General features: G+C 70.1%; 20 protein-coding genes. 13 read left to right on the top strand and 7 right to left on the bottom strand.

The features are described from left to right. Positions 1-363 precede the first annotated feature (363 nt). Genes SK803_RS08670 through SK803_RS08660 form a run of 3 tightly spaced genes read right to left on the bottom strand, consistent with a single transcriptional unit; the run spans position 364 to position 4317 of the window. The gene (locus SK803_RS08670; RefSeq protein WP_319965290.1) at positions 364-1983 is read right to left on the bottom strand and encodes a glycerol-3-phosphate dehydrogenase/oxidase; all 1620 of its coding nucleotides are present in this window, start codon (positions 1981-1983) and stop codon (positions 364-366) included. Positions 1984-2017: 34 nt separating this feature from the next. Continuing rightward, positions 2018-3535: a glycerol kinase GlpK gene (glpK, locus tag SK803_RS08665; protein ID WP_319965289.1), complete on the bottom strand. Its 1518-nt coding sequence runs from the start codon at positions 3533-3535 to the stop codon at positions 2018-2020. A 26-nt stretch (positions 3536-3561) separates the two neighbouring features. After that, positions 3562-4317, bottom strand: a complete 756-nt coding sequence (locus SK803_RS08660; protein WP_319965288.1) for an MIP/aquaporin family protein — start codon at positions 4315-4317, stop codon at positions 3562-3564. A gap of 243 nt (positions 4318-4560) precedes the next feature. Between SK803_RS08660 and SK803_RS08655 the strand changes: the two genes are divergently transcribed. Continuing rightward, positions 4561-5325, top strand: a complete 765-nt coding sequence (locus tag SK803_RS08655; protein WP_319965287.1) for an IclR family transcriptional regulator — start codon at positions 4561-4563, stop codon at positions 5323-5325. Between the two features lie 25 nt (positions 5326-5350). After that, the gene (gene glpK / locus SK803_RS08650; RefSeq protein ID WP_319965295.1) at positions 5351-6844 is read left to right on the top strand and encodes a glycerol kinase GlpK; all 1494 of its coding nucleotides are present in this window, start codon (positions 5351-5353) and stop codon (positions 6842-6844) included. Positions 6845-6919: 75 nt separating this feature from the next. Here the strand turns inward: glpK (SK803_RS08650) and SK803_RS08645 are convergent, their stop codons facing one another. Then, on the bottom strand, positions 6920-8296 hold the full coding sequence (locus SK803_RS08645; RefSeq protein ID WP_319965294.1) for an aminopeptidase P family protein: 1377 nt from the start codon (positions 8294-8296) through the stop codon (positions 6920-6922). Between the two features lie 108 nt (positions 8297-8404). Here SK803_RS08645 and SK803_RS08640 point away from each other — a divergent pair, with 108 nt between their 5' ends. The 5 genes from SK803_RS08640 to SK803_RS08620 all read left to right on the top strand — a co-directional run bounded on the left by SK803_RS08640 (position 8405) and on the right by SK803_RS08620 (position 15094). Further along, positions 8405-9340 carry a LysR family transcriptional regulator gene (locus tag SK803_RS08640; RefSeq protein ID WP_319965286.1) on the top strand — a complete coding sequence of 312 codons (936 nt, stop codon included), beginning with the start codon at positions 8405-8407 and terminating at the stop codon, positions 9338-9340. Between the two features lie 169 nt (positions 9341-9509). Beyond that, on the top strand, positions 9510-11189 hold the full coding sequence (locus tag SK803_RS08635) for a S8 family serine peptidase (protein ID WP_319965285.1): 1680 nt from the start codon (positions 9510-9512) through the stop codon (positions 11187-11189). Then, positions 11186-11746, top strand: coding sequence for an RNA polymerase sigma factor (locus SK803_RS08630; protein ID WP_319965284.1), 561 nt, complete (start codon positions 11186-11188; stop codon positions 11744-11746). Before SK803_RS08635 ends, SK803_RS08630 begins: the two co-directional genes overlap by 4 nt. After that, entirely contained in the window at positions 11743-12204 is a 462-nt protein-coding gene (locus SK803_RS08625) for a hypothetical protein (RefSeq protein ID WP_319965283.1), read from the top strand. The genes SK803_RS08630 and SK803_RS08625 overlap by 4 nt, the downstream gene beginning before the upstream one ends. Before the next feature lie 40 nt (positions 12205-12244). Further along, positions 12245-15094, top strand: a complete 2850-nt coding sequence (locus tag SK803_RS08620) for a CHAT domain-containing protein (RefSeq protein WP_319965282.1) — start codon at positions 12245-12247, stop codon at positions 15092-15094. Between the two features lie 3 nt (positions 15095-15097). Here SK803_RS08620 and SK803_RS08615 read toward each other — a convergent pair whose 3' ends face one another. The 3 genes from SK803_RS08615 to SK803_RS08605 all read right to left on the bottom strand — a co-directional run bounded on the left by SK803_RS08615 (position 15098) and on the right by SK803_RS08605 (position 19354). Further along, the gene (locus tag SK803_RS08615; RefSeq protein WP_319965281.1) at positions 15098-16432 is read right to left on the bottom strand and encodes a collagenase; all 1335 of its coding nucleotides are present in this window, start codon (positions 16430-16432) and stop codon (positions 15098-15100) included. 152 nt (positions 16433-16584) lie between these two features. Further along, a complete protein-coding gene (locus SK803_RS08610) occupies positions 16585-18162 on the bottom strand; it encodes an MFS transporter (protein ID WP_319965280.1) in 1578 nt (525 codons plus the stop codon). Between the two features lie 76 nt (positions 18163-18238). Beyond that, positions 18239-19354 carry a molybdopterin-dependent oxidoreductase gene (locus SK803_RS08605; protein ID WP_319965279.1) on the bottom strand — a complete coding sequence of 372 codons (1116 nt, stop codon included), beginning with the start codon at positions 19352-19354 and terminating at the stop codon, positions 18239-18241. A 400-nt stretch (positions 19355-19754) separates the two neighbouring features. On the opposite strand from SK803_RS08605, the gene SK803_RS08600 reads away from it, so the two are divergent. The 6 genes from SK803_RS08600 (at position 19755) to SK803_RS08575 (ending at position 26153) form a co-directional block, all read left to right on the top strand. Then, a complete protein-coding gene (locus tag SK803_RS08600) occupies positions 19755-20519 on the top strand; it encodes an ESX secretion-associated protein EspG (RefSeq protein WP_319965278.1) in 765 nt (254 codons plus the stop codon). Between the two features lie 476 nt (positions 20520-20995). After that, entirely contained in the window at positions 20996-21376 is a 381-nt protein-coding gene (locus SK803_RS08595) for a hypothetical protein (protein WP_319965277.1), read from the top strand. A gap of 43 nt (positions 21377-21419) precedes the next feature. Then, a complete protein-coding gene (locus SK803_RS08590) occupies positions 21420-23030 on the top strand; it encodes a PPE domain-containing protein (protein WP_319965276.1) in 1611 nt (536 codons plus the stop codon). Continuing rightward, a complete protein-coding gene (locus SK803_RS08585; RefSeq protein WP_319965275.1) occupies positions 23027-23791 on the top strand; it encodes an ESX secretion-associated protein EspG in 765 nt (254 codons plus the stop codon). Before SK803_RS08590 ends, SK803_RS08585 begins: the two co-directional genes overlap by 4 nt. A 43-nt stretch (positions 23792-23834) precedes the next feature. Further along, the gene (locus SK803_RS08580; protein ID WP_319965274.1) at positions 23835-24341 is read left to right on the top strand and encodes a YbaB/EbfC family nucleoid-associated protein; all 507 of its coding nucleotides are present in this window, start codon (positions 23835-23837) and stop codon (positions 24339-24341) included. A gap of 48 nt (positions 24342-24389) precedes the next feature. Beyond that, a complete protein-coding gene (locus SK803_RS08575; RefSeq protein WP_319965273.1) occupies positions 24390-26153 on the top strand; it encodes a WXG100 family type VII secretion target in 1764 nt (587 codons plus the stop codon). Positions 26154-26178 lie beyond the last annotated feature (25 nt).

Raw genomic sequence — 26178 nt, 5'->3', positions numbered from 1 at the left:
GGGGCTAGGACTTACTCGTCTAGGGGGCGGAGCCCCCACCCACGCACGCAACAGGAACCCTAAACCCCAACGATCCCAGACTGAATCGGCAACAACGGCGCCACGATCCGACCGAACGGCCCACTCCGCACGACTCCCCCACCCGGCCCACCGAACGGCGCCGCCGGATCGACCGCATCCGGCATCCGTGCGAACGCGGCCCACCGCTCATCCCAAGCCTGGATCACCTCAAGATGCCCACCAGGAAGGAACCGGCTCAGATGCACCCCGGCAACCTGCCCGGTGTTCCCCAGCAACGGAAGCAGCCGAAACCCACCCTCCCGCCGCAATCTCTCGATCAGCTCAGCGCCGTCCATCTCACTGTCACGTTCCCGTCCGGGCAGCCAACTCCGTACCAGCCCTGTAGGACTCAACCGCAGCATCACGTTCGGCGACAGACCACCCCAACGGCCCGGCGATCAGATCCGCCACGTCACCCGCGACCGACGCCCCGAAGTCCAGATGCTCCATGGCAATCCGAGTCCGCCGCGCCAAGACGTCTTCCAACCCCAACGCACCCTCATGCGTCACCGCGTAAACAACCTCAGCCGCCAAATACCCAGCCACCGGAGCAGCCAGCGAAGCATCCTGCGCGATCAACGCCAGCACATCCGACACCGCGGACCCGTACCGCCGCAGCAATCGCTCCACAGTGGACGTGGGCAGGCCGGACTCCGCAGCGACTCGAGCCCGGTCCGCCCACAGCTCTTGATACCCAACCGCACCGCACAACGGCAGCTTCGCGGTCAACGACGGCGCCACCGCCCGCCCCAGGCCCGAGACAGCCGCGTTCACAACATCCGCAGCCATGACCCGATAAGTCGTGTACTTGCCCCCAGCGATCACGAAGAACCCAGGCTCCGGCTCCGCCACCGCATGCTCACGCGACAACTTCGCCGTGTCACCGGAAGCCCCGTCGAGCAACGGCCGCAACCCCGCATACGAACCGACAACATCGTCAACCGACAGCGGCGACCGCAACACAGCGTTGACGTGGTCCAGGATGTAGGAGACATCCTCAGCAGTAGCAGAAACAGCAGCAGGATCACCGGTGTAGGGCGTGTCCGTCGTCCCAATGATCCAGTAAGCACCCCAGGGAATCACGAACAGCACCGACTTCTCGGTCTGCGTGATCAACCCACCGTCCAGCTGGATCTTCGACCGGTCCACCAGCACGTGCACACCCTTGGACATCCGCACGTGGAACGGCGGCACCCCAGGGCTCAGCGCGTTCAGCGAATCCGTCCACACCCCGGTCGCGCTGATCACCCGCCGAGCGCGCACCACATGCGTGACCCCGGACAGCTCATCGCGCACCGACGCACCGGAAACCCGGCCGTCGACACGCAGCAAGGACGTCACCCGAGCCCGCGACACCACCGTCGCACCGTGCTGGGCGGCGGTCCGGACCAGCGTCGACACCAGCCGCGCGTCGTCCATCTGCGCGTCGTAGTACCGAATCGCGCCGGCGAACGCCTCGGAGTCCAGCGACGGCCCCAGGTCCGCCATCTTGCGACGGGACAGGTGCCGGTGCATCGGCACGGCCCCCGCGCCGCCGATCGAGTCGTACAGCAGCACGCCCGCGCCGACGTAGGCGCGTTCCCACTGCTTCTTCAAGGGGAAGAGGAACGGCACCGGCCGCACCAGGTGCGGTGCGAGCCGGCGCAGCAACAGGCCGCGTTCCTTCAAAGCCTCCCGGACCAGCTTGAACTCCAGCTGCTCCAGGTATCGCAGCCCGCCGTGGACGAGCTTGCTGGACCGGCTCGACGTACCGGACGCCCAGTCGTTCGCCTCGACGAGCGCGACGGAGAGGCCGCGTGACGCCGCGTCGAGAGCGGCTCCCGCGCCGACCACACCACCTCCGACGACGAGCACGTCGAACTCCGTGCTGCCCAAAGCGGCAAGCGAGTCAGCACGCCGAGCCGGATCCAGCCTTGCGAACACCTTCAGCTCCCCAAAGAGAATCAGCAGAACAGAATCAGCGAACGTCGGCGTCGACCCAGTCGAACGACTTGGTGACGGCCTTCTTCCAGTTGCGGTACTCGCGCTCCCGCTCGTCGGAGTCGAGCGCAGGCGTCCAGCGCTTGTCCTCGGCCCAGTTCGCGCGCAGCTCGTCCAGGGACGACCAGTAGCCGACGGCCAGACCGGCGGCGTACGCGGCACCCAGCGCGGTCGTCTCGGCGACGACCGGACGCACCACCGGCACGTCGAGCACGTCCGCCTGGAACTGCATGAGCAGCTCGTTCTGGACCATGCCGCCGTCGACCTTCAGCTCGGTCAGCGGCACACCGGAGTCGGCGTTCATCGCGTCCAGGACCTCGCGGGTCTGGAACGCCGTCGCCTCCAGCACGGCCCGCGCCAGGTGGCCCTTGTTGACGAACCGGGTGAGGCCGACGACCGCGCCGCGCGCGTCCGCCCGCCAGTACGGTGCGAACAGGCCGGAGAACGCGGGCACGAAGTACGCGCCACCGTTGTCCTCGACCGTCCGCGCGAGCGTCTCGATCTCGGGAGCCGACGAGATGATGCCGAGGTTGTCGCGCAGCCACTGCACCAGCGAGCCGGTGACCGCGATCGAGCCTTCCAGCGCGTAGACGGGAGCCTCGTCGCCGATCTTGTAGCAAACGGTCGTCAGCAGGCCGTTCTTCGACGCCACCTTCTCGGTACCGGTGTTGAGCAGCATGAAGTTGCCGGTGCCGTAGGTGTTCTTCGCGGTGCCGGGCTCGTAGCAGGCCTGGCCGAACGTCGCCGCCTGCTGGTCGCCGAGGATGCCGGCGATCGGCACGCCCTTCAGCACGCCACCGGGACCACCGTTGCCGTAGACCTCCGAGGAGGAACGGATCTCCGGCAGCATGGACAGCGGAATGCCCATGTCGGCCGCGATCTCCGCGTCCCACTGCAGCGTGTCGAGGTCCATCAGCATGGTCCGCGACGCGTTGGTGACGTCCGTGGCGTGGACGCCGCCGTTGGGGCCGCCGGTGAGGTTCCACAGCGTCCACGTGTCGGTGTTGCCGAACAGCAGGTCGCCGGCCTCGGCGCGCTCACGGGCGCCCTCGACGTTGTCGAGGATCCAGCGGATCTTGGGGCCGGAGAAGTAGGTCGCCAGCGGCAGGCCGACCTTCGCCTTGTAGCGCTCGGCACCGCCGCCGAGCGCACCGAGCTCCTCGACGATCGCCTGCGTCCGGGTGTCCTGCCAGACGATGGCGTTGTACACCGGCTCGCCGGTGTTCTTGTCCCACACCACCGCGGTCTCGCGCTGGTTGGTGATGCCGACGGCGGCGAGGTCACCGGTGTTGAGGTCGGCGGTGGAGAGCGCCTGGCCGATCACGAACCGGGTGTTCTCGGAGATCTCCACCGGGTTGTGCTCGACCCAGCCGGCCCGCGGGAAGATCTGCTCGTGCTCCTTCTGGCCCACGGCGACGATGGAGCCGCTGTGGTCGAAGATGATCGCCCGCGTGCTGGTCGTGCCCTGGTCGACGGCGAGAACGTACTGCGACATCGAAAGTCCTTTCGGGATGGTCAGCGTCAGAACGCGAGCGAGGCGATCACACCGGCGAGCGCGCCGCCGATGAGCGGGCCGACGACCGGCACCCAGGAGTAACCCCAGTCCGAGTCCTTCTTGCCCACGGCCTCGCCGTCGGTCCCTCGGTAGGACAGCGGCAGCAGGGCGTGCGCGATGCGCGGGCCGAGGTCGCGGGCCGGGTTGATCGCGTAGCCGGTGGGGCCGCCGAGGGAGGCGCCGATGCCGACGACCAGCAGCGCCGCGGCCAGCGGGCCGATCTGGGTCGGGGTCTTGCCGAACGCGAGGATCACGAAGACCAGGACGAACGTGCCGATGACCTCGCACACCAGGTTCCAGGTGTAGCTGCGGATCGCCGGGCCGGTGGAGAAGACCGCGAGCTTGAGACCCTCGTCGGGCGTCTCGTCGAAGTGCGGCTTGTACGCGAGCCACGCGAGCACGGCACCGAGGAACGCGCCGAGCATCTCACCGGCGAAGTACACGATCGTCGAACCGAAGCCGACCGGAACACCAGGGGCGTACTCGGCCGCACCGCTGGTCAGAATGCCGACGGTCACCGCCGGGTTGAGGTGCGCGCCCGACTTGTAGGCGACGTACACACCGGCGAAGACACCGAGTCCCCAGCCGAAGTTGATCAACAGCCATCCGCCGTCGAACCCCTTCGACTTGGCGAGCAGCACGTTGGCCACCACGCCCGCACCCAGCAACAGCAGGACACCCGTACCGAGCACCTCGCTGAGGAACACTGACCCGAGACCCACGCTGGCCTCCCAATCGTCTGAGAACCGCTGATCACCCCGTGGTGATTGAGGCGGAACGTAATGACGCAGGTCACTCCTGCTCAACAGCCGCGTTTCGACAATGTCGACACCCTCGACCCACGAAGGTGTGACCAACCGGTCACGCTGCGCGCAGACAAGGCGTTTCAGGCCTGTTTCCAGGGGTGATGGCCGTCGTAGCTGTTCGACATTGCCGACACGGGTCGTCTCAATTACGTTTCACGCGTGCCGGGACCCATCCAGTCGATCGAACGCGCCGCAGCCGTGCTGCGGCTGCTCGCGCGTGGCTCCGGCCACCACGGTCTCACAGAGATAGCCGACTCGCTCGGGCTCGCGCGGGGTACCGCGCACGGGATTCTCCGTACGCTGCAACGGGTCGAGTTCGTCGAACAAGATCAAGCGACCGGCCGCTACCGGCTCGGCGCGGCCCTGCTGCACCTGGGAACGTCCTACCTCGACGCGAACGAACTGCGTTCTCGATCGATCAACTGGGCCGACACGCTCGCCGCGCGGTCTGGCCAGGAGGTCAGGATCGGCATGCACCACGACGGCGCCGTGCTCGTCGTGCACCACGTGTTCCGGCCCGATGACTCTGCGCAAACACTCGGCATCGGCGCGATGCTGCCGTTGCACGCCACCGCGCTCGGCAAGGTGCTGCTCGCCTACGACCCGGACCTGTCGGCGGCCGCACGCCGGCGGGAGCTGACGTCGCTCACCCGCAGGACGATCGTCCGGGCGCAGGCGTTGGAGAGGGTGCTGACGGAGGTACGCGCGCAGGGCTGGGCAGGCGAGGCTGAGGAGTACATGCCGGGCGAGGCGAGCATCGCCGCGCCCATCCGGATCCCGGGCGGTCTCGTGGTCGGTGCGATCGGCATCTCCGGTGCGGTGGACCGGTTGTGCGACTCCACGGGACGGCCGCGCGCGACGCTCGTGCGCCAGGTCGGCCAGGCCGCTGAAGCGGTCACCACTTCTCTCGTCGACGAGAACTGAAGGGCTCGGCGTGCAACGGTTTGTGATGGCGATCGACCAGGGGACGACGTCGACGCGCTGCATCGTGTTCGACCAGAACGCCCGCCTGGTCGCGGTCGCCCAGCGCGAGCACCGGCAGTACCACCCGCGGCCCGGCTGGGTCGAGCAGGACGCCGTGGAGATCTGGCGCAACGTCGACCGGATCATGCCGCAGGCGTTGCGGCAGGCGGGAATCACCGCCGAACAGGTCGTCGCGCTGGGCATCACGAACCAGCGCGAGACGTTCGTGCTGTGGGACCGGCACACCGGTGTCCCGGTCGGACGCGCGATCGTCTGGGAGGACATCCGCACCGAGGAACTCGTTGCCGAACTGGGGAAGAAGCCCGGCGTCGAGGACGTCCGCGACCGCTGCGGCCTGCAGCTCGCGACCTACTTCTCCGCGCCGTCGTTGCGCTGGATGCTCGACAACGTGGCCGGGCTGCGCGAGAAGGCGGAGCGCGGCGACGTCCTGTTCGGCACGATGGACACCTGGCTGATCTGGAACCTCACCGGCGGCGTGAACGGCGGCCTGCACGTCACCGACGTGACCAACGCGTCACGGACGATGTTGATGAACCTGTCGACGCGGCAATGGGATCCGATGCTGCTCGAGTTCTTCGGCGTGCCCGCGTCGATGCTGCCGGAGATCCGGCCGTCGTCCGAGATCAACGGCAGGACCACGCGGGTGGTGCCGGGCATCGCGATCACCGCGGCGCTGGGCGACCAGCACGCGGCGTTGTTCGGGCAGACGTGCTTCGAGAAGGGCGCGATCAAGGGCACTTACGGCACCGGCGGGTTCCTGTTGATGAACACCGGCAACGAACTCGTGCGGTCGAAGCACGGACTGCTGACGACCATCGGCTACCAGATCGGTCCGGAGCCCACCTACGCGCTGGAGGGGTCGATCGCGGTCGCCGGGTCGCTGGTGCAGTGGTTCCGCGACAACCTCGGGCTGATCCACAGCGCGCCCGAGATCGAAACCTTGGCGCGCACCGTGAAGGACAACGGCGGCTGCTACATCGTGCCGGCGTTCTCCGGCCTGTTCGCGCCGCACTGGCTCGCGCAGGCCCGCGGGCTCGTCGTCGGGCTGACCTCGTACATCAACAAGGGCCACCTCGCGCGGGCCGTGCTGGAGGCGACCGGCTGGCAGACCCGGGAGGTGGTCGACGCGATGAACGCCGACCTCGGTGCGCCGACGCCGGTGCTGAAGGTGGACGGCGGGATGACCGCCGACCACCTCCTGATGCAGTTCATCGCGGACGTGCTGGACATCCCGGTGATGCGGCCGCTCGTCGCGGAGACCGTGTCACTGGGCGCCGCCTACGCCGCGGGGCTCGCCGCCGGGTTCTGGCCGGACCTGGAGGGGTTGCGGCGCAACTGGCACCTGGCCGCGCAGTGGAACCCGGTGATGGACGCGCGGCACCGCGAGAACGAGTACGCGAACTGGAAGCGGGCCGTGGAACTCACGTTCGCCTGGGCCCGCTCCACTCCGTCTACTTAGGTCTGCTGGTTTGGTGTCTGCAAGTACTACCAACTGCGAGTTGGTAGTACTTGCAGACACCTCGACAGCCAGTGGTCAGGAACGCTGCTTCCGCACCCACGCGGCGACGTCGTCGGCTTCGATCGGCAGCGCGTCGGACAGGATGTCCGCGCCCGTCGACGTGACGACCAGGTCGTCCTCGATGCGCACGCCGATGCCGCGCAGCTCCGGCGGCAGCGTCTCGTCGTTGGGGTGGAAGTACAGTCCGGGCTCGACGGTCAGGGCCATGCCGCGTTCCAGGATGCCCTGCTGGTAGGTCTCCTGGCGGGCGTCGGCGCAGTCGTGCACGTCCAGGCCGAGGAAGTGGCCGGTGCCGCAGACGATGTAGCGGCGATGGTGCTGGCCCGCCGGGTCGAGTGCCTTGTCGACGCTGACCGGCAGCAGGCCCCAGTCGTGCAGGCCCTCCGCGAGCACCTGCATGGCGGTGTGGTGGAAGGCGCTGTAGTCGTTGCCGGGCTTGACTTCCGCGAGCGCGGCGACGTGCGACCTGTGGACAAGGTCGTACACCTGGCGCTGGGCCGCGCTGAACTCGCCGCTGACCGGGAACGTGCGGGTGACGTCCGCGGTGTAGAGGCTGTTCATCTCGACACCGGCGTCGAGCAGCAGCAGGTCGGCCTCGTTCACGCGGCCGTCGCAGCGCGTCCAGTGCAGCACCGGGGCGTGCGGGCCGGCCGCGATGATCGAGGTGTAGCCGGGGCCGTTGCCCTCGGTGCGGGCGCGGCGGTCGAACGTGCCCTGCAACCAGCGCTCTCCCCCGCCGCGCACGGCCTGGCCGAGCTCCATGGCGACGTCGGCGAAGCCCTTGACGGAAGCGTCGACGGCCTGGCGCAGCTGGTCGATCTCCCAGTCGTCCTTGATGCGGCGCAGTTCGGAGAGGACGGTGCGCAGCTCGTCGCTGTGGCTGCCGGTGAGGGCGTCCAGCAGCGGGTCGAGGCCCTTGGCGGTGAGCGTCTCGGGGTGGCGGCCGCGCAGGGCGTGCGCCAGGTCCTCGAGCGGGCGGGCCGTGATGCCGAGAGCCGCACCCCACTCCTTCGGGCCCGCCGCGGCACCGATCCAGAACGGGCTGCGGTCGGCGTCACCGAAGAAGTCGACGCTGTGGGTCTCCGACGGCACCGGCACGAACAGCGTGGCGTCCTCATCGGACATCACCAGCACGGCGCCCTCGACCTGGCAGCCGGTCAGCCACACGAAGTCGCTGTCGGCGCGGAACTCGTGGAACGTGTCGTTGGACCGGACGTGCGCGCGTCCCGCGGCCAGGGCGATCCGCTTGCCGGGGAGTGCCTGGGCGAGCCTGGCGCGGTGGGCTTGAGCAGCCTCAGCGGTGCCGGGTGGGAGGTCGATGTCGCTGTCCCACTCGCCCCAGCCGTCGCGGATGTAGGTGCGGAAACCGTCCGCGTCCACCAGTTTCGCCATGTCGCGGCGTGTCCGAGCCAATTCGCGTCCTTCCAGGGTTGTCCTTCCTGCCAGCCTCCCCTCGAACGGAGGGGCCCCGCCAATCCAGATCGGGGATAGCCTCAGGCTATGGAACTGGAGATCCGGCACCTGCGGGCGATCTGCGCCATCGGGGACGCGGGCAGCCTCTCGCGCGCGGCGACGCAGCTCGGCATCTCCCAGCCCTCGCTCACGACCCTGCTGCAACGGGTCGAGCGCCTGGTCGGCGGCAAGCTCTTCGAACGCGGCCGCGCCGGTGCCGTTCCTACCGCACTGGGCGCGCAGATGCTGCGGCGGGCCCGGTTGCTGCTGGTGGAGCTGGAGGCGTTCGGTTCCGACATGGCCGGGCGGGACGGACCGGTCCGGTTCGGATCGGTGCACATGGAGTGCGTGGCCGCGTTGTTCACCCGGCTCGAGGACGCCCTCGACGACGTGACCCTGGTGGTCGATCCCTCCTCGACCGGGCTGGCCCTCGGGCTGGCGAACGGGCATCTCGACGCGGCGGTGATCGCGGTCGACGAGGAGCAGGACCTGGGGCTGCCACGGGGCGTGGCGCAGCGGATCGTCGTGCCCTGGGTGCCGGTGTACATCGCGCTGCCCGCCTCACATCCGCTGGCCGCGCTACCCGAGGTGGAGCTGGCCGACCTGGCGGGCGAGGCGTGGGTGGGACCGCCGGGGGCAGAGGACGGGTCGCTGACGGCGTTGCGCGCGGCCTGCCGGGCGGTCGGGTACGTGCCGCGGATCCGGTTCGAGATGCCGAGCGGCGCGGGCCGGCAGTTGATCGCGGCGGGCAAGGCGGTGCAGCTGGTCGAGCCGACGTCGCAGGGTGGTCCCGGGGTGGCGGTGCGGCCGCTGGCGGGGGCACCGATGCGGATGCGGCTGGTGTTCGCGTGGCGGCGCGAGCGGCTGACCTGGGAGCAGACGAACCGCGTGTTCGCCGAGATCGTCGACGCCTACGCCACCCAGGCGCTGCGGAGCCAGTCGTTCCGATCCTGGTGGGAGACGAACCAGCCGATCCGCGCCTGACACGATTCCTGGCGGAAAGCCGATGTATCTGGCGGCAGCACCGCGCACCCGTGGTGATCGTGAGGACTCCCGCCACTCGGACGGAGCCAAAAGGCCTTGCCCGGTTCCGGCATCCGGGCCACCATCACGGGGCGGCGGCGAGTCACGGTCGGTTCGGAGGGGAAACCACATGACGATCTACTGGCCCAAGACCCCGCTCGCCGAGGACCCGGTGAACGACGGCGGGCTCGCGTTCGAGGTGCCGCAGGAGGTGCTGCGACGGCACGGCGCAAGCGTGCTGGAGCCCTCGACCGCCGCGAATTCCGCGGTCGGGCGTGCGCTGCGACCGACCGCGTACGTGTCATCGGTGCTGCTGATCCCGAGGGCCGAGCTGACGGCCAAGAACAACGAAAGCCTGAACGTCCTGCTCAACCCGATCGGGATGCGGCTCCCGGAGCTCGACAACGGCAGGGACGGCAAGCCGGGACTGCCCCCGCTGCCCGAGGGACTGGACACCGTGCCCGTCGTGCTGCAGCCGGCCGGGCAGTCCGCCGTCGTCGACGCGTGGGCGGCGCTGCAGGCGATCCGGGCGGGTGCCGCCAAGGAACTCTCGGACCAGATCTCCCTGGACCACCTCATGTTCGCGTCCAGGTGGAACGGGGACCTGGGCGGCGTTCCGGGGCCCATCCAGGGTTTCGTGCCGTTCGGCCCCGGTACCGCTGGATCGGGTTACCTGGACGGCCCGGTCGCGCTGGAACTTCCGGCGATCCGGCAGCAGGAAGTGTCCACGCTGGCGCTGGGCCGGCGGCCGGTGGTCGCGGTGCTCGACACCGGGATCGGGCGGAACACCTGGCTGGACATCCCGGAGCTGGACACGAAACTGCCCGTGTTCCGGTGGAAGACCGGTCCGCACGTGAAGGTGGACGACAAGATCCAGACCGCCGTGCAGGAGGCGGGCACATATCTGCGGGACCAGGATCACCGCGTCGAGGTCATCACACACCCCAAGGACGAGCCGCTGACCAGGAACCCGCTCGTCGGCACGCAGGCGTGGTGCTTCGGGCACGGCCTGTTCTGCGCGGGTGTCATCCAGCAGATCGCTCCCGACTCGACGGTGCTGGCCGTCCGCGTCATGGGCTCGGACGGCGTCGCCAGGGAGAGCGCGGTCGTCGCGGCGCTGCGGGCTCTCGTCCAGCGCATCGACGACGCGCTCTTCACCGGTGATCCGGAGATGATGGTCGACATCGTGTCGTTGTCGATGGGATACCTGTTCGAGCGGCCCGAGTCCGAGGAGGCCCTGTCGCCGATCGCGGTGCAGATCAACGAACTGCGCAACCGCGGGGTGCTGGTGGTGGCCGCGGCCGGCAACTCGGCCTCGTCCGAGCGGTTCTTCCCCGCCAGCCTGTCCACCTTCAGCAACGCGCTGACCACGCCTCCGGTCATCTCCGTCGGCGCGCTCAACCCGAACGGCAGCAAGGCGTTGTTCACCAACGAGGGCAAGTCGGTGACCTGCTACGCCACCGGCACGAACGTGATCAGCACGTTCCCGCAGGACGCCAACGCGAGCCGTCAGCCGCTGGTGCAGGTGCCCGCGGTCAACCGCCCGGGCCTGCCGCAGTTCCGGCAGTCACCCGACGTCGACGACCACCGGCTCAGCCCGTTCACGGTCTGGACCGGCAGCTCGTTCGCGGCACCGCACATCGCCGCGCACCTCGCGAAAGCCCTGCACGACATGGCACCGGCGGAGGCGACGGGCATCGGCAAGACGGAGCAGGCGATGAAACGCGCGGCCGACGCGGTAGCCGCGGTGAAGCACGCGGCGAACCCGCCGACGGACGAGCCGACGACCCCACCGGCCCCGGCCCCGTGAACATCGGTGATCGCACCTTCGCGGGCGCCGCGGCCCTGTTCGCGGCGGCCCGCGACGGTGACCGGCGGGCGTTCCACGAACTCGTCGCGGTGCTGAGCCCGTTGCTGTGGCACGTGGCGAGATCGCAGGGCCTCGATCGGGAGACCAGCCAGGACGTCGTGCAGACGGCCTGGCTTTCTCTCGTGCGCGACATGCGGCAGATCCGCAACCCGCTCGCGCTGGCCGGTTGGTTGATCACCACCACGAAACGGGAGTGCTGGCGGGTGCGCGACCGGCGCCGTGCGGAGGTCCTCACCGCGGTCGAGCCCGACGGCGCCGATCCCGCGCCCGGCCCGGAGGACCTGGCCGGGCTGGACGACCAGAAGCGGCGGTTGTGGGCGGCGGTCGCGCTGCTCGACGAGCGCTGCCGGGAGCTGCTGCGCTACGTGGCCTTCATCCCGCGGCCGGACTACGCGATGATCGCGGACGCGCTCGACATGAAGCACGGCAGCGTGGGGCCGACCCGCAAGAGGTGCCTGGACAAGCTGCACGCCGAGCTGCGAGGGGGCGGGTCATGACCTCACCGTTCGACACCTCACCGTTCGACGCCGAGGATCTCCGCGTCCTCGACGAGCTGCGCGACCTCCACACCGCGCTGGACCCCATGCCGCCCGGCCTCGTCGAGTGCGCGCAGTTCGCCGTGGACCTGGACGAGGGCTTCGACATCGCGCGGATCGAGCGCACCGAGGAACTCGCGGTGACGCGCGGCGAGTCCGCCCGCCAGATCACGTTCGAGTGCGGCGACGACGTCGCGCTCATGGTGCAGCTCCAAGTTCACGACGACGGGCACGTGCGGATCGACGGCTGGCTCACCCCGCCCGGCAGCGAACTCGAACTGCGCACCGCGACGAGCACCACCCCGGTGGACACCTCGCCCCAGGGCCGTTTCGTCATCGACGACGCCGCGCCCGGTCTGGTCCAGTTCGTCGTCCGCACCGCCGGCGCGACCGTCGCGACCCCCGCGATCGTCCTATGAGGACGGCACGGGACGACCAGGTGCGACACGGGACCGTCCCGTGAAGCCGACGCGGGAAGACCGCGTCCGGCGGATGCGCGAAGAAGGCTCCCTGCTCACCAACAGCGGCAAACCCGGTGCGGGAGCCCGGAAACTGCGCGCCGCGCTGCGGTTGCTCGACTGGTCACCGGAGACCTCCCCGGACCTGCTGCCGCTGCGCGTGCTCACCTCGCACGTGCTGATCAGCCTGGGACTCGCCGAGGCCGAGCTGGGTGACACCGCTCGCGGCCTCGCGACACTCGACGCCGCCGAGCGGGTGGTCACCGACCAGGACCGCCCGATCCTGTGGCAGCAACGAGCCCTGGTGCTGCACCGCGCGGGCCGGGTCACCGAGGCCCTGCGACTGCTCGACGCCGCCGTGCCGCGCCTCACCCGCGCGGGCGTTCCGTTCCCACTGACCTCCGCGCTGCTCACGAGAGTCGCGATCGGCATGGGCGTCGGCCGGACCGGCAGGGCGCGCGAGGACCTGCGGGTCTGCGGGGAGATCGCGGCACGCGAGGGGTTCGCGCTCACCGAGGCCAAGGTGGCACACGCCCTGGGCTACTGCGCCGTGCTCGACGACGACATCCCGTCCGCGCTGCGCTCCTTCGAGGAAGCGGCCGGCGGCTACGCCGAACACGGTCCCGGCTACCTGCCGGTGCTGGCCATGGACAAGGCACGCGCGTTGTTGTCGGCCGGTCTCGCCGCGGAGGCCGGACGTGAGCTGGACTCGGCGTTCGCGATGTTCACGGCCGACCGCTTCAGCGTCGACTACGCCTGGGCCGAACTGACCCGCGCCCAAGCAGCGCTCGCGACCGGCCAGCCAGACGTCGCACGGGACTGGGCGGTGCGCGCCGGCCGCCGGTTCCGCCGCCACGGCGACCACGCGTGGGCCGCCATCGCCGACCTCACCGCGATGCGGGCACGCCTCGCGACCGGCAGGTCGGTGGTCGCGGCCGCCGCGCGGTGCGGGCAGCTGGCGGACCGGCTGCGCGGGCTCGGCCTCGACCACGACGCGGAACTCGCGGACCTGCTGGCGGCCCGCGCCCTGCTGGAGGCGGGCAGGCCCGTCGGAGCCGTGGCCAGTCGCGGTGGGTCTGTCGCGGCCGCGCGGGGTCTCGGTGGGCCAGTGGCGGCCGTGGCCGGTCACGGTGAGCCTGTCGCCGTCGTCGCCGGTCGTGACGGGTCCATCGCCGCTGCGGCGGGTAGCGGTGGACCCGTCGCGACCGAGGCCAGTCGTGATGGGTCTGCCGCCGTCGCGGCCAGTCACGGTGAGCCCGTCACCGCCGTCGCCGGTCGTGACGGGACCATCGCAGCCGCGGCCAGTCACGGTGAGCACGTCGCCGGTCGCGGTGAGCCCGTCACGGCCGAGGCCAGTCGTGGTGGATCCGTCGCGGCGGTAGCGGTTCGCGGCGGGCCCGTCGCGGCGGTGGCCGGTCGCGGCGGTCCGATCGAGGTGCGGCTGCTGCGGAGGCTGGTGCGGGCCAGGCAGCTCCCGCCGGGCCCGGCATTGCGCGAACTGCGGTCAGGACTCGACCTGCTGCAGGCCCAGCGCAGCCGGTGGGGCAGCACCGAGCTGCGCGCCGCGCTCGCCACCACGGGTGCCGACCTCGCGGTGCGGGGGCTGGACCTGGCGCTCACCAGCGGCTCGCCCCGGCTGGTGTTCTCGTGGACCGAACGGTGCCGCGCCCAGTCGTTCCGGCTCACCCCCGTCCGGCCGCCCGCCGACCCGGTCGTGCGGGAGGCGCTGGCGGAGCTCCGGCAGCTGAACCACAACCTGCGGGAGGTCCGGATGCGCGGTGGCCGGGACCCGGCCACGCGGGCTCGGTGCACCGAGCTCGAACGAGTCATCCGGCAGCGGACCTGGCAGTGGGAGGGCGACGGTACGGCGCGGCGCGCGGTGAGCGTGTCCGCGGTCCAGGCGCAGCTCGGCCAGGCCGACCAGGTGATGGTCAGCTTCTTCGACCGCGCCGACCGCCTCTTCGCGCTGGTCGCCGACCGGCGCCAGGTGCGGCTCGTGCCGCTCGGACGCACCAGCGCGGTCGTCGAGACGGTCGTCCGGCTGCTCAACGACCTCGACGTGGTGTGCGGCAGGCGGTTGCCCGCCCGGCTCGAGGCCGCCGTGTCCGCGTCGATCGACGACCACGTGCGGCAGCTGAGCGCGGACGTCGTGGCGCCTCTGTGCGCTCTCCTGGGCGACCGCGACGTCGTCATCGTGCCGACGAAACACCTCAGCGTGCTGCCCTGGGGGCTGCTGCCGGAGTTCCGCGGCCGGCCGGTGACGGTGGCGTTGTCGGCTTCCACGTGGTCGTTCGGCAGGCAGGCCGCCGGCGCGCCGGTGCGGGCGGGGGCCCTGCTCGCGAGCGGACCGCGGCTGCACAACGCGGAGAAGGAGATCATCGGGATCAGCGCGATCCACCCTGCGGCGCGCTCCCTCACCGGTGCCGCGGCCACCGTCGAGGCCGTGCTGGACGCGCTCGACGGCGTGGACGTCGCGCACCTGGTCGCGCACGGCCATCACGAACCGGACAACGTGCTGTTCTCGTGCCTGGACCTGGCCGACGGCCCGCTGATGGCCTACGACCTGGCCCGGCTGAAGGTCGCGCCGCGCCACGTCGTGCTGTCCGCCTGCGACGTCGGGCAGGCCACCGTCCGCGCCGGTGACGAGGCGCTCGGCTTCACGGCGGCGTTGCTGCACTCCGGCACGAGCAGTGTGATCGCCAGCGTCGCCCGCGTGCCCGACGACCTGGCGGTGGACGTCATGAGCGCCTACCACCGCGCGCTGACGGCGGGAGCGACGCCGGCCAGAGCGCTGGCCGACGCCTCCCCCGCCACGAGCCGCATTCCGTTGCTCTGCTTCGGTGCGGGCTGAACGTCAGCGCACCTCGGCGAGCCAGGCGTACCAGTCGGTGTCGTAGCGGCTGCCGATCACGCGGGTCAGGTGGTCCCGTGCGCCCGCCCAGTCACCGGCCCGGTACTTCGTGAGAACCGTCGACACGTCCGCCGGATGCTTCTCGACCATGTACCGCACGGCGAGATAGCCCCAGTTGTAGACACGTTTGGTGTCGTGGTCGTAGGTCGTGTCGAACAGCGCGCTCAACGCGTAGGTCTTCTTCTTCGCTTCCGTCAGCGCGTCCGCGTAGACCTCGTTGCGATACGTGTACGAGAGGTACTCCGCGAACCCCTCGATCCACCACACCGTCGGCGTGGTCATGTTCTCCTCGAAGTCGCCGTGCATGTCGAACCGGCCGTCGAGGTAGTGGGTGTACTCGTGGTTGAGGTTCCAGATCGCGAACGTCGGCAGCCAGTCCGCTTCGTGCGCGATGAACCGCGCCTGGTTCAGAGCGGGGTCGCCCTCCAGGTACATGCCGCCGTTGTTGGTGTCGATGTCGAACAACACCCCGGCGTACGTGCGGTAGTCGTTGCTGGTGTCGAACACGACGACCTCGAGCGAGGTGTTCCGGTCACCGGCAACGGGTCCCGGATCGCGCACCACCCCGTGGAACGCGGCGTCCTGACCGGCGAGCGACGAGCAGGTCCGGCGGAGCTGAACCCTGGTCAGCTGCTGGGCCCGGATGCGCAGGGTCGGGCTGCAGGTGTGCCGGACGGTGAGCACCCGGCGGTCGATCGTCGCGCGGAAGTCGCACGTGCCGTACCGGCGGCAGTTCGCCTTGTCGTACCAGTCGACCATCTCGGCGACGCCCACCCACAGCGGCGCCAACCGGCCCACGACGTCACCGCGCGAGGCCAGGTCCACGAGCAGGGGGCGGACCGTCGGGGCGATGTCGCGGTGCTGCAGGAATCTGCCGAGCTCGCGGGTCCCGTTGGTGACCAGGTACGCCCGGCCGGTGCCGAAGAGGGACAGGTTCCGCACGACGAACCGGTGCAGCGCCCGCAGGATCTCGGGCTCGGCCTTCACCGCGGCCAGGAACCGCGGATCGCCGTGGCCGTAGTAGAGCATGATCATGCCGGCGTGCACGGTGGCGTCGTCGGCGCTGGTGTAGTTGTCCAGAACCCGCGTCAGTGCGCGCAGTTCAGCCGGGTAGTCGGTGACGGTCGCGTAGATCGTCGACAGGGGTGCCGTGTGGGGCAGGTTGCGCGCCACCTCGGGTGGCAGCAACGGGCTGTTCGGTGAGCCCGGTGACGCCTGAGCCGGTGCAGGAACGAGAAGTCCGGCCAGGAGCGCCAGGACGAGTGCCGCTAATCGCATCGGTGTCCTCCGCAGGGGATGTGAGGTGCTCAGGAGCGTCACACCGGCCGGCGGGCCGCGAACATCCCTTCCGCTCATAGCTCGCTGCTATGGACAACCCGTGGACAACCTTGTCATCTTGTCGCTGCTGCCGCCGTCGAGGCCTGCGACGCTCAATCCGGCTTCCTGGGTTCAGCGAAGATCATGTGCCGCACGTGCGCATCGCCCGAAGCGAGCGCACGTGCGACTTCCTGGTTCTCCTGGTCCACGACGGTGCCGCGTTCGATGTGCTGACGCAGGTGCTCCTGCCAGGTGGCGATGGTGAACGTCTCCAGGAACGTGCCCGGCTTCTCCGCGTCCCGGAACAGACCCCACATCGTGGCCCCGGTGCGCCGGCGCGCCCGCCCGACCCGTTGCATGGCAGCGATGAACTCGTCCTCGTTCTCCTCGGCCACCGGCCACTCCACGGTGACCAGCACCGGCCCTGCCTCCTTCTCGTCGAGCTCCGGCGGCTCGCCCCAGTAGATCGCCGGGCTGACGTCGAGCGGCCGATCGTTGAGCGGCAACCACTTCGTCGCCACCAGCGCCGCCACCGCCATCACCGCGGCGGGCACGATCATCGCCGTCCTGAGCCCGTACGCGTCCGCGATCGCGCCCCACACCACCGCCCCGAGCGCCTGACCACCCATGAGGATGAGCTGGTAGTAGGCCAGCGCGCGGGCGCGTGTCCAGGCGGGCAACAGGATCTGCGCGGTGGCGTTGAACGTCGACAACGTGGCGATCCAGCACGCCCCGGTCAGCAGCATCGCCACGATCACCAGCGCGAAGCTCTGCGTCAGCACCGCGGCACTGGTGGCCGCCGCGTAGAGCCAGGTCGCGAACAGCACCATCCGGTTCTTGCTCATGCTCCGCAACAACTTCGGCACCACGAACGCCCCGCCGATGGCGCCCGCCCCGACACTGCCGAGCAACACGCCGTACCCGCTGGCGTCGAGCCTCAGCGGCCCACGCGCGATCGCCGGCAACAACGCCCACAACCCGCTGCCGAACACGATGAACAACGACAGCCTCGCCAGCACCCGCCGGAACAACGGCGAACTCCCGACGTACCGCGCACCGGTCCGCATGGCCGTGGCGATGTGCTCCGTCCCGAGTGGACGGTGGTCCGAGGGCCGCTTCCACCGCGCGAGCACGATCAACACGCCCAGGAACGAGATCGTGTTGAACGCGAACGTGGCCTCGGACCCGGCCAGCGCGATGAGCAACCCGCCCAGCGCGGGCCCGATCGCGCGGCCGACGTTCATGTTGACGCCGTTGAGCAACGCGGCCTGCGGAATCTCCTCGCGGGACACCAGCTCGGGCTGGATCGCCTGGAACGACGGCATCGACAACGCCTGCCCGACGGCCATCAACGCCAGCAACCCGAGCAAACTGGCCGGCGTCGCCCGGTCCGTGCCGGCGAGCAGCATCAACCCGCCCGCACCCGCCAGCATCAGCGCCTGGCCGGAGATCAGCACGTGCCGCCGGTCGAGGATGTCCCCCAGCGCCCCGGACGGCACCACCAGAAGGAACACCGGCAGCGTCGTGGCCGTCTGGACCAGCGCGACCTGCAGGGCACTGCCGCCGAGGTCACCCATGAGCCACTGAGCACCGACGGTCTGGGCCCAGGTGCCGATGTTGGAGGCGAACTGGGCGAGCCACAACGCGCGGAAAGCGCTGCGGCGCAGGGGCGCCCATGCGGAGATCGTCACCGCACGATCTTCACACTTCCGGGACCGAGGAGCAGAGCAGTCTGATTTCGGCCAACACTGAAGTCATTGAGAGCGCTCAAACAACACTGACCGGATGCTTCACCACGGCCCCGAACAGATAGCCCTGCGTGTTGTGGGGAACCTCGTCCGGCTGCCCGTCCACCCGCACCCGCAAGACGTGCGAACCAGGAGTGGCCCGCCAGGGGATCTGCCACCGCGTCCACCCACCCCGCGTCACCGGCGTGGCCCGCCTCCACGAACGCCCGTCCGTCGACACCTCGACCCGCCGCACCCCGCCCGGCGCCCAGGCCCGCCCGGTCAGCACCTGCCGCCCGGCCGGCAGCGTTGCCCCGAACCCCAGTTCGAAAGCACCCTTGGCCACCTGCGAGGTCACCAACGTCCCCTCAGCGGGATAGGTCGGCCCGAGCAGCCGGTAGTACTGCGTGTCCCAGGGCGAGTGCAGCGCGGAAGTGGACACCTCCAGCGACCCCAGCCACTTGATGCTGGCGATCCCCACCCACCCCGGCACCACGAGCCGCGCCGGGAACCCGTGGTCGACCGGCAGCGGAGCTCCGTTCATCTCGTACGCCACCAGCACGTCGTCCAACGCCTTCGCCACCGGCAACGGCCGGCGCACCCGCCCCAGGTTCACGCCGCCCGTCATGTACTCCGCGTCCAGCCCGACCGGCAGCACGTCGACAGCCGAAGACCGCAACCCCGCCAACCGCAGCAGCAACCCCAAGGACACCCCGCGCCACCGGGCGTTGCCGACCACACCGAGCTGCCACGGCGTCCCGGACACCGACTGCCCCTGCTGCGAGGCGAAGAAGCTCCGCCCGTTGCCCGCGCACTCGATCACCGCCTCCACCGAGCAGGACGGCAACGACCTCAGCACGTCCAGCGACAACGACAACGGCCGCGTCACCCCGGACCCGTGGATCTGCAGGCGCCACGTGGAAGCGTCGAGCAGCGGCGTGGAAGTGTGGTTGCGCACGAAGAACTTCGAGACCGGCGTCAGCGAACCACCGGTGCCGCGCAGAGCCTCCCAGCGCGTCTCCGCGTTGGTGCCGTGCACGATGAAATCGCTGGCGGGCAACGGCTTCACGATGGAAGCAACAGAGGGAGCCGCCACCGCACGAGACGATAGCAGCGCCAGTCCCGCACCGAGCAGCACGCCGCGCCGAGAGATCATGCGCATGAAGCTAGCCACCCACCACAAGGCTCCTCCCACACAGCGGGACGAACAAAAGGTCGCCCACAGACATGATCTGCGCACGACCCTTCCCCCACCCCGGCCCCAGCGCCGCCGCAGCGGCGCACCCCGCGTGAGTTCGGTCACCGCCACGCCTGGGCACGCCGGTGAACAGGCCTCCCGCAGCCACCTCGACAAAGACCCGAGAGCGCTTCCACAACCAGGGTGAACAAGCACCTGGTCAATGCGCGTTCACCCGTCAGTGACCGAATCCGCCGATCACCGGAGATTGTGAACCTGCGTCTCAACCGGGTACGTATTTGCTCATTCATGGCCACTTGTCCTGAACCTGCTCGATACTGCGCGCACAACAGGCACCGCAGAAAGGTTCCGAGCAATCGTGATCACGCCCGAGTACCTCTTGTCGACCCGCGAGTTCGAGGTGCTGTGGCAGACGCTGCGACTAGGCAGGCTGCCCTACCCGCTGGACGTGCCCAGTGAGGGCGACACCGAGCAGGAACGCAAGGCGTTGCAGGACAGGACGCTCGCCGGACTGAGGCAGCGTGGCCTGGCAGACGACGTGCGGCTCGAGGACCTGCTGCGGCTGCTCGACGACCACGAGGTGTCCGTGGACGCCGTCCTGGGGCTCGACCGGACGGTGCGGGCGCTCGCCGCCGCCACCGAGTCCGAGGCCGTGCTGGCGGTCCTCGACGGCGACCAGATCGGTCTCGCGGAGATCAGACCGACCGGGCTGGCGCGCGAGATCGTGCGGGTGCTGCCGGCCGGCGAGGCAGGTCCTGGCAGCGCGTTGTCGGTGCGGCTGGAGACGTTGCAGCAGGCCGTGGCGTTGCAGGAGGCCGAGCAGGACGACGAGGACTCCGAGGACCCGTGGGGTGCCGCCGACGACGAGATGGACGACCGTCAGGCGCTGCAACGGGCCGGACTGTCGGCACAGGACGCACGGCAGATGGACGAGCTCGCGGCCAACCGCGTCGCCGGCGGCCAGTTCGGCGTGACGCACGGCCGGAGCAGGGCGGACGTGGTCATCAACTGGTTCGACACCCACCAGGGCCGCTACCTCATGGTCCGCTCCGACGGCTGGCTGAGCCTGTCCCCCACCGACAACGACCGCATCGCGACCCGGATCGCCGCCGTGCTGTCGTGAGCGGCCCCGGGCCGGGCGCACCGGAGCCGGACATACCACTCATCTCCGGCTCGCGCGATCCCAGCGGCTTCACCACACAATTCTGATCGACATCGCGAACGCGGGCGTACTCTCCACAGGAGTGCGCCCGCGTTTGCCTGTCAGTCAACCGATTCAGCCGATCCGGTGATGGACGAACCTGCCTGTGACCAACCTCAAGTACGTCCTAAATTCCAAGTTTTGCCCTATGTGATTTAGGCCACAGGGGATGCTGGTCAAGGCCCGTTCCAGTGATGTGAACAGAGATCGAAAGCCCGAGCGGGCAGCTACCCGAGAGCGCTCCCACAACCTGGGCAAACGATCACGGCCGTTACACGTCGTTCACCCGGCTGTGGCCCGTTTCGCTGCGTCGCAACGCATTGTGAATGCCGGTCTCAATTGGTAACTCGCGCGCGGCAAAGTGAGCGATGCACGAAAAGACCCCCGATACTGCCCGCATGTACATCGTCGGTGAGAACGACGCTGTCCCGCTCAAGGACACCGTCACCTCGGGTCAGGTGCAGCTCGACCCGGCCGCGGGCGAAGAGCTCCGCAAGCAGTTCCAGGCTCAGATCGACCAGGTCGACTCGTGGCTCGAACGTGCGAACAACAGCATTGCCCGTCCCGCGGCCCTGGGTGCGAACCCGGTCGGTGACGCGATGCGAGACAAGTTCACCCACCGCGCGGAGGGTGAGCAGTACTCGTTCGTCAGCGTCATGACCGCGTACCGCACGGTGTTGGAGCAGACGAAGAACTCGATCGTCGAGGCGATCGAGAACTTCACCCGCCTCGACGAGGAACAGCAGGCCGAACTGAAGAAGCACATGGGCGACCGCTGACCTCCTGGCAGCACAGTCCATCGACGCGAGAGGCGAGCCGGTCATGCCCCCCGAGACCGACCCGAGCGAGATCGAGAACAAGCCGGTCCTCACGGACCCGCAGAACTGGGCGTCACGCTCGCACCCAGAGCTCTACGCCGCGGTCCACAACAACAACGACCCCGGTCAGGCCGGCCAGATCAGCTCCGACTGGGGCAAGTACGGCTCGGAGCTGACCGAGGCGTCGCGCACCATCAACAACGTCATCACCGCGTCGGAGTCCAAGTGGACGGGTGTTGCCGCCGAGGCCGCCCGTGCCGCGATGAAGCGGCTCGGTGACTGGGTCGACGAGACGGCGCGCACCGCCGTCGAGGTCGGCACCAAGGTCGCCGACCAGGGCCGTGTCATGGAGGCCGCCCGAGCGCAGATGCCCGCGCCGGTCCAGTTCGACTGGAACAAGGCAGCGGCCGCGCTCTCGCAGCCGGGCACGCCCGCCTTCGTGCTCGCCTCCGCCGACATCGCGGTGGCCAACGCCGCGTCGCGCGCGGCGCACGACCAGGCGGTCGGCGTGATGACCACCATGGAGAACAACTCCCGGCAGATCGACTCGTCGGTGCCCACGTTCAAGCCGCCGTTCAACCCGAACACCGGCGAGGTCGAGCAGCCGGTCATGGCGATGGCGCGTTCGGGTGCCACGCCCGCGCTCGGCACCGGCGTGGACAGCCTCATGGCCACGCACGCGCAGGGTGGCGCAGTGGCGGCCCCGCCCTCGCCCACGGGTGCCGGCGCCGGTGGTGGCGCTGCTGCCGGCAGTGGCGCGAACCAGCCCGCCGCGGCCGCGTACACGCCGTCGGCGCCGGGCTACACGGGCCCCGGCAACCCCGGTGGCGGCGGCGGCGGTGGTGCCGCGGGCTACACGCCGCAGATGCCCGGCAACACGAGCACGAACGTCGCCGCCGCGTACACCCCGACGGCTCCGGGTTACACCGGTCCCGGCAACCCCGGCAGCACCTACACCAGCGGCAGCGGTGGTGGCGGCAGCAGCTACACGCCGCAGATGACGGGCTACAACCCCGCCGCGGGCAACACGCCGCGGTCGGGCTCGGGCAACAACAACCCGAACATCCCGAAGATCCCGGTGGTCGGCAAGGACATCGCGAACCCGAACTACACCCCGCAGAACCCGAAGGGGCCCGCGGCCTACACGCCGACGGCTCCCGGCTACAACGGTCCCGGCGGTCCCGGGTCGGGTGGCGGCGGCGGTGGCGGCGCCGGCGGCGGTGCCGGTGGCGGCGCGGGCGCGCGGCCCGGTGCGATGCCGAACTTCGGCGCGGCCGGCGGTGCCGGTGGTGGCGCGTTCGGCGGCGGTGCCGGTGCGGGTGGTGCCGGTGGCGCCATGCAGCCCGGTGGCTCGGCCGGTGTCCAGGGCCAGGGTGCCCGCCCCGGCATGATGGGCATGGGTCCCGGTGCGGCCGGCGCGGCCGGCGCCGGCATGGGCGCCGGTGCCCCGATGGGCGGCGCTCCCGGTGGTGGCAAGGGCGAGGACGACAAGGAACACCGTTCCGCCAGCTACATCATGGGCGGCGACCTGTTCGAGGTCCCCGGCGAGAACCTGCCCCCGTCGGTGATCGGCGCGGCCAAGTCCAAGAAGGCGAAGGGGACTGACGCGTCGTGATCACCCCCGAGTTCCTGCTCTCCCCGCGCGAGTTCGACGTCCTGTGGCACGAGCTGAAGCTCGGCAGGATGCCCTACCCGCTGGACGTGCCGAGCGAGGGCGAGACCGAGCAGGACCGCCGGGTGCTGCGCGACAAGACCCTCGAAGAGCTGCGGCAGCGCGGTCTGGCCGGCGACGAGCGGCTGGAGGCGTACCTCCGGCTGCTCGACGACCACGTGGTCTCGGTGGACGCCGTCGCCGGGCTCGACCGCACCGTGCGGGCCCTGGCGGCCTCCAACGGCCGCCAGGCCGTGCTGGCGATCATCGACGACGGCCGGATCGGGCTGCTGGCGATCCGGGAGACCGGCATCGCCCGCGAGATCGTGCGGGTGCTGCCCGACGGCGAGCCCGGTCCAGGCACCGCGGTGAACGTGCGGGTCGAGACCCTGCAGCAGGCCGTCACCATCCAGGAGGCCGAGGAGCAGGACGCCTCCGAGGACATGTGGGGCGGCTCCGCCGACGACGAGAGGGACGACCGGCACGCGTTGCAGCAGGCCGGTCTGTCCCCTCAGGACGCGAAGCAGTTCGGCGAGCTCGCGGCGAACCGCGTCGCGGGCGGCCAGTTCGGCGTCACCCACGGCCGGCAGCGGTCGGGTGTCGTGATCAACTGGTTCGACACCCATCAGGGCCGCTACCTGATGGTCAACTCGGACGGCTGGCTGAGCGTCTCGCCGACCGACAACGACCGCATCGCCACCCGAATCGACGCCGTGCTGGCGTGACGTCACGCCAGCTCCCGTTGAACCGCCGCCGCCGGAGGACCGTGTGAATCCCGCGAACCCAACTCAGTGGGTCGAAGAGTACGAGGCCAAGCTGGCCGACCTGAAGAAGAAGTCGGAGGACCTGCAGGAGAACTTCGCGGCGTCCACCGCGACCGTGACGTCGAAGGACGGCGCGGTGACGGTGACGGTGGGCCCCAACGGCGGCCTGCAGAACCTGGTGCTCGGGCACCGCGCGGTCGAGCTGGGCGGGCCCCGGCTCACCGCGCTGATCCTGGAGACCGCCCGGCACGCCCAGAAGCAGGCGGCGGAGAAGGTCCTCGAGATCTTCAAGCCGCTCGGTGAGGGCACGGAGACCTACCAGATGGTCGCCGACTCGATCCCGGCGGACGAGGAGGAGCTCGACGAGACCGACGCGTACGACGAGATCGACGACGAGCCGGCCCCCGCCCCGGCCCCGGTGAGCAGGCCCGCCGCGGCCCCGCAGCCGGCGCCCGTCCGCGGCCGACGCCGCGCGGACTACGACGATGACGACGACAACCAGCCCTGGTAAGGAACAGCGATGACCGCGCCTCAAACGCCACTCCCCTCTCCTCCCGGGATGAACATCACCGAGGAGAACAAGCTCAAGGGCTCGTTGTTCATCGAGGCCTACGGCAGTCTCATCGACGGCATCGGCAAGGACGCCGAGTCCGAGGCCGAGAAGGCCCTCGACATCACGTTCAACGCGATCGGCGCGGCGTCGGCCACGGTGATGCTCGCGATCGACCCGCTGGGCAGCCTGATCGGCGCCGGCATCGGCTGGCTCATCGAGCACGTGAGCTTCCTGCGGGACGCCCTGAACCAGCTGATGGGCAACCCGGAGGAGATCCAGGCCAACGTCGAGGCCACCAAGGCCAAGGCAGCCGAGCTGCGGGTGCTGGCGGAGGACCACAAGAGCGGCCTCGCGACGTTCGACGGCTGGACCGGTGCGTCGTCCGAGCGGTTCAAGACCTCGATGGACGGCATGTCGCAGGAGCTCGACGAGCTCGCCAGCGCGGTCGAGACCAAGGCCAAGATCGTCGCGATCATGGGCATGCTGGTCACGGTGCTGCGCGACATCGTGCGCGACCTGATCGCCCAGCTGCTCGGTTCGCTGATCGGTGGCGCGCTGCTCGCCGTCGCCGCGATGATCCCGACCTTCGGCGCCTCGATCCCCGCCTTCATCGGCTTCGCGGTCGGCAAGGCGGTCGCGCTGGGCGTGAACATCGCGTCCCGCGTCGCCCGCGTCGTCGCCGCCCTCGGCAGGCAGATGAAGCGCATCGGTGACCTCGACGGCATCATGGCCAAGATCAGCAAGGGCTGGGAGCGCTTCGAGAACACCGCCGACGTCGCCGAGATCACCTACGAGGGTGTCAAGGCCGCGAAGGACGTCGACAAGAAGATCGACGAGGCGGTCGCGAACAACCAGGGTGGCGGTGGCGGGACTCCTCCCGGTGCCTCCGGTGGCAAACCGGCCCAGGACGGGACCGCGACGGCGACGGCGGCGACGCTGCCGAACGCCCACGTCGGCACCGTCCAGGCCGAGCACTCCGGGCTGAAGCCGGCCCAGACCACCGAGGCGCTCACGGCGATGCGCGTGGGCACCGTCCAGGCCGAGCCGATGCAGGCCCGCAGGATGATGACGGCCACCGAGCCGATGCAGGCCCGCACGGCTGCCGAGCCCATGCAAGCGTTGCAGCGGACCCAGATGGAAGCGGTACAGCCGATGCAGGCCGCACACCGCGTGGAAGCCCTACAGCCCATGCAGGCCGCACACCGCGTGGAAGCTCTACAGCCCATGCAGGCCGCACACCGTGTGGACGCGGTGGAGCCGATGCAGGCCATGCAGCGGACCCATGTGGAGGCAGCGCAGCCCATGCAGGCCGCGCACCGCGTCGATGCGGTGGAGCCCATGCAGGCCGCGCGCATGACCACGCACGAGGCGCCGGTGGCGTTCTCCCGTGTGGAAGCGTCGGACTCGACCATGGTCTCGGGTGTCTCCCAGACCGCGGGCACGCCGGTGCACCACGCCGTGCAGCCGCTGGAGCCGCAGCAGATGTACAGCAGCGTCGAGGCCACCCCGGCCGAGCCGCTGCAGCCGGCCTCGTCGGGCTACGAGCCGATGGCGCGGACCCAGATGTCCCACGCGTACGAGGCTCTCGAGCCGCGTGAGGGCTACAACCCGCTCCAGGCGCACACGCCGTTCTCGACGGTCGAGGCCACGCCGGTCCAGGAGAACAACCCGCTGCAGTCCTACGACGGTGTCGCCCAGGCGGGTGGCGCCGCGGCCCAGCCGCTCCGGCCGGCCGTGGCCTACGAACGGCCCACCAGGCCGTCGGAGTAAGCCTCACCGGCAGCCGGGACCCCGC

This window comes from Lentzea miocenica (genome assembly GCF_033949945.1).
In the GTDB taxonomy this organism is placed as follows: Bacteria; Actinomycetota; Actinomycetes; order Mycobacteriales; family Pseudonocardiaceae; genus Lentzea; species Lentzea miocenica.
Note: the sequence above shows the minus strand (reverse complement) of the source record. Positions and strands in the feature narration are given on the sequence as shown.

What these genes read in the sequence shown, in the direction of transcription:
- SK803_RS08595 (WP_319965277.1), top strand. Translation starts at nt 20,996, where the DNA reads ATGTACATCGTCGGTGAGAACGACGCTGTCCCGCTCAAGGACACCGTC.
- glpK (WP_319965289.1), bottom strand. Translation starts at nt 3,535, where the DNA reads ATGTCGCAGTACGTTCTCGCCGTCGACCAGGGCACGACCAGCACGCGG.
- SK803_RS08625 (WP_319965283.1), top strand. Translation starts at nt 11,743, where the DNA reads ATGACCTCACCGTTCGACACCTCACCGTTCGACGCCGAGGATCTCCGC.
- SK803_RS08605 (WP_319965279.1), bottom strand. Translation starts at nt 19,354, where the DNA reads ATGATCTCTCGGCGCGGCGTGCTGCTCGGTGCGGGACTGGCGCTGCTA.
- SK803_RS08615 (WP_319965281.1), bottom strand. Translation starts at nt 16,432, where the DNA reads ATGCGATTAGCGGCACTCGTCCTGGCGCTCCTGGCCGGACTTCTCGTT.
- SK803_RS08575 (WP_319965273.1), top strand. Translation starts at nt 24,390, where the DNA reads ATGAACATCACCGAGGAGAACAAGCTCAAGGGCTCGTTGTTCATCGAG.
- SK803_RS08645 (WP_319965294.1), bottom strand. Translation starts at nt 8,296, where the DNA reads ATGGCGAAACTGGTGGACGCGGACGGTTTCCGCACCTACATCCGCGAC.
- SK803_RS08635 (WP_319965285.1), top strand. Translation starts at nt 9,510, where the DNA reads ATGACGATCTACTGGCCCAAGACCCCGCTCGCCGAGGACCCGGTGAAC.
- SK803_RS08640 (WP_319965286.1), top strand. Translation starts at nt 8,405, where the DNA reads ATGGAACTGGAGATCCGGCACCTGCGGGCGATCTGCGCCATCGGGGAC.
- SK803_RS08590 (WP_319965276.1), top strand. Translation starts at nt 21,420, where the DNA reads ATGCCCCCCGAGACCGACCCGAGCGAGATCGAGAACAAGCCGGTCCTC.
- glpK (WP_319965295.1), top strand. Translation starts at nt 5,351, where the DNA reads ATGGCGATCGACCAGGGGACGACGTCGACGCGCTGCATCGTGTTCGAC.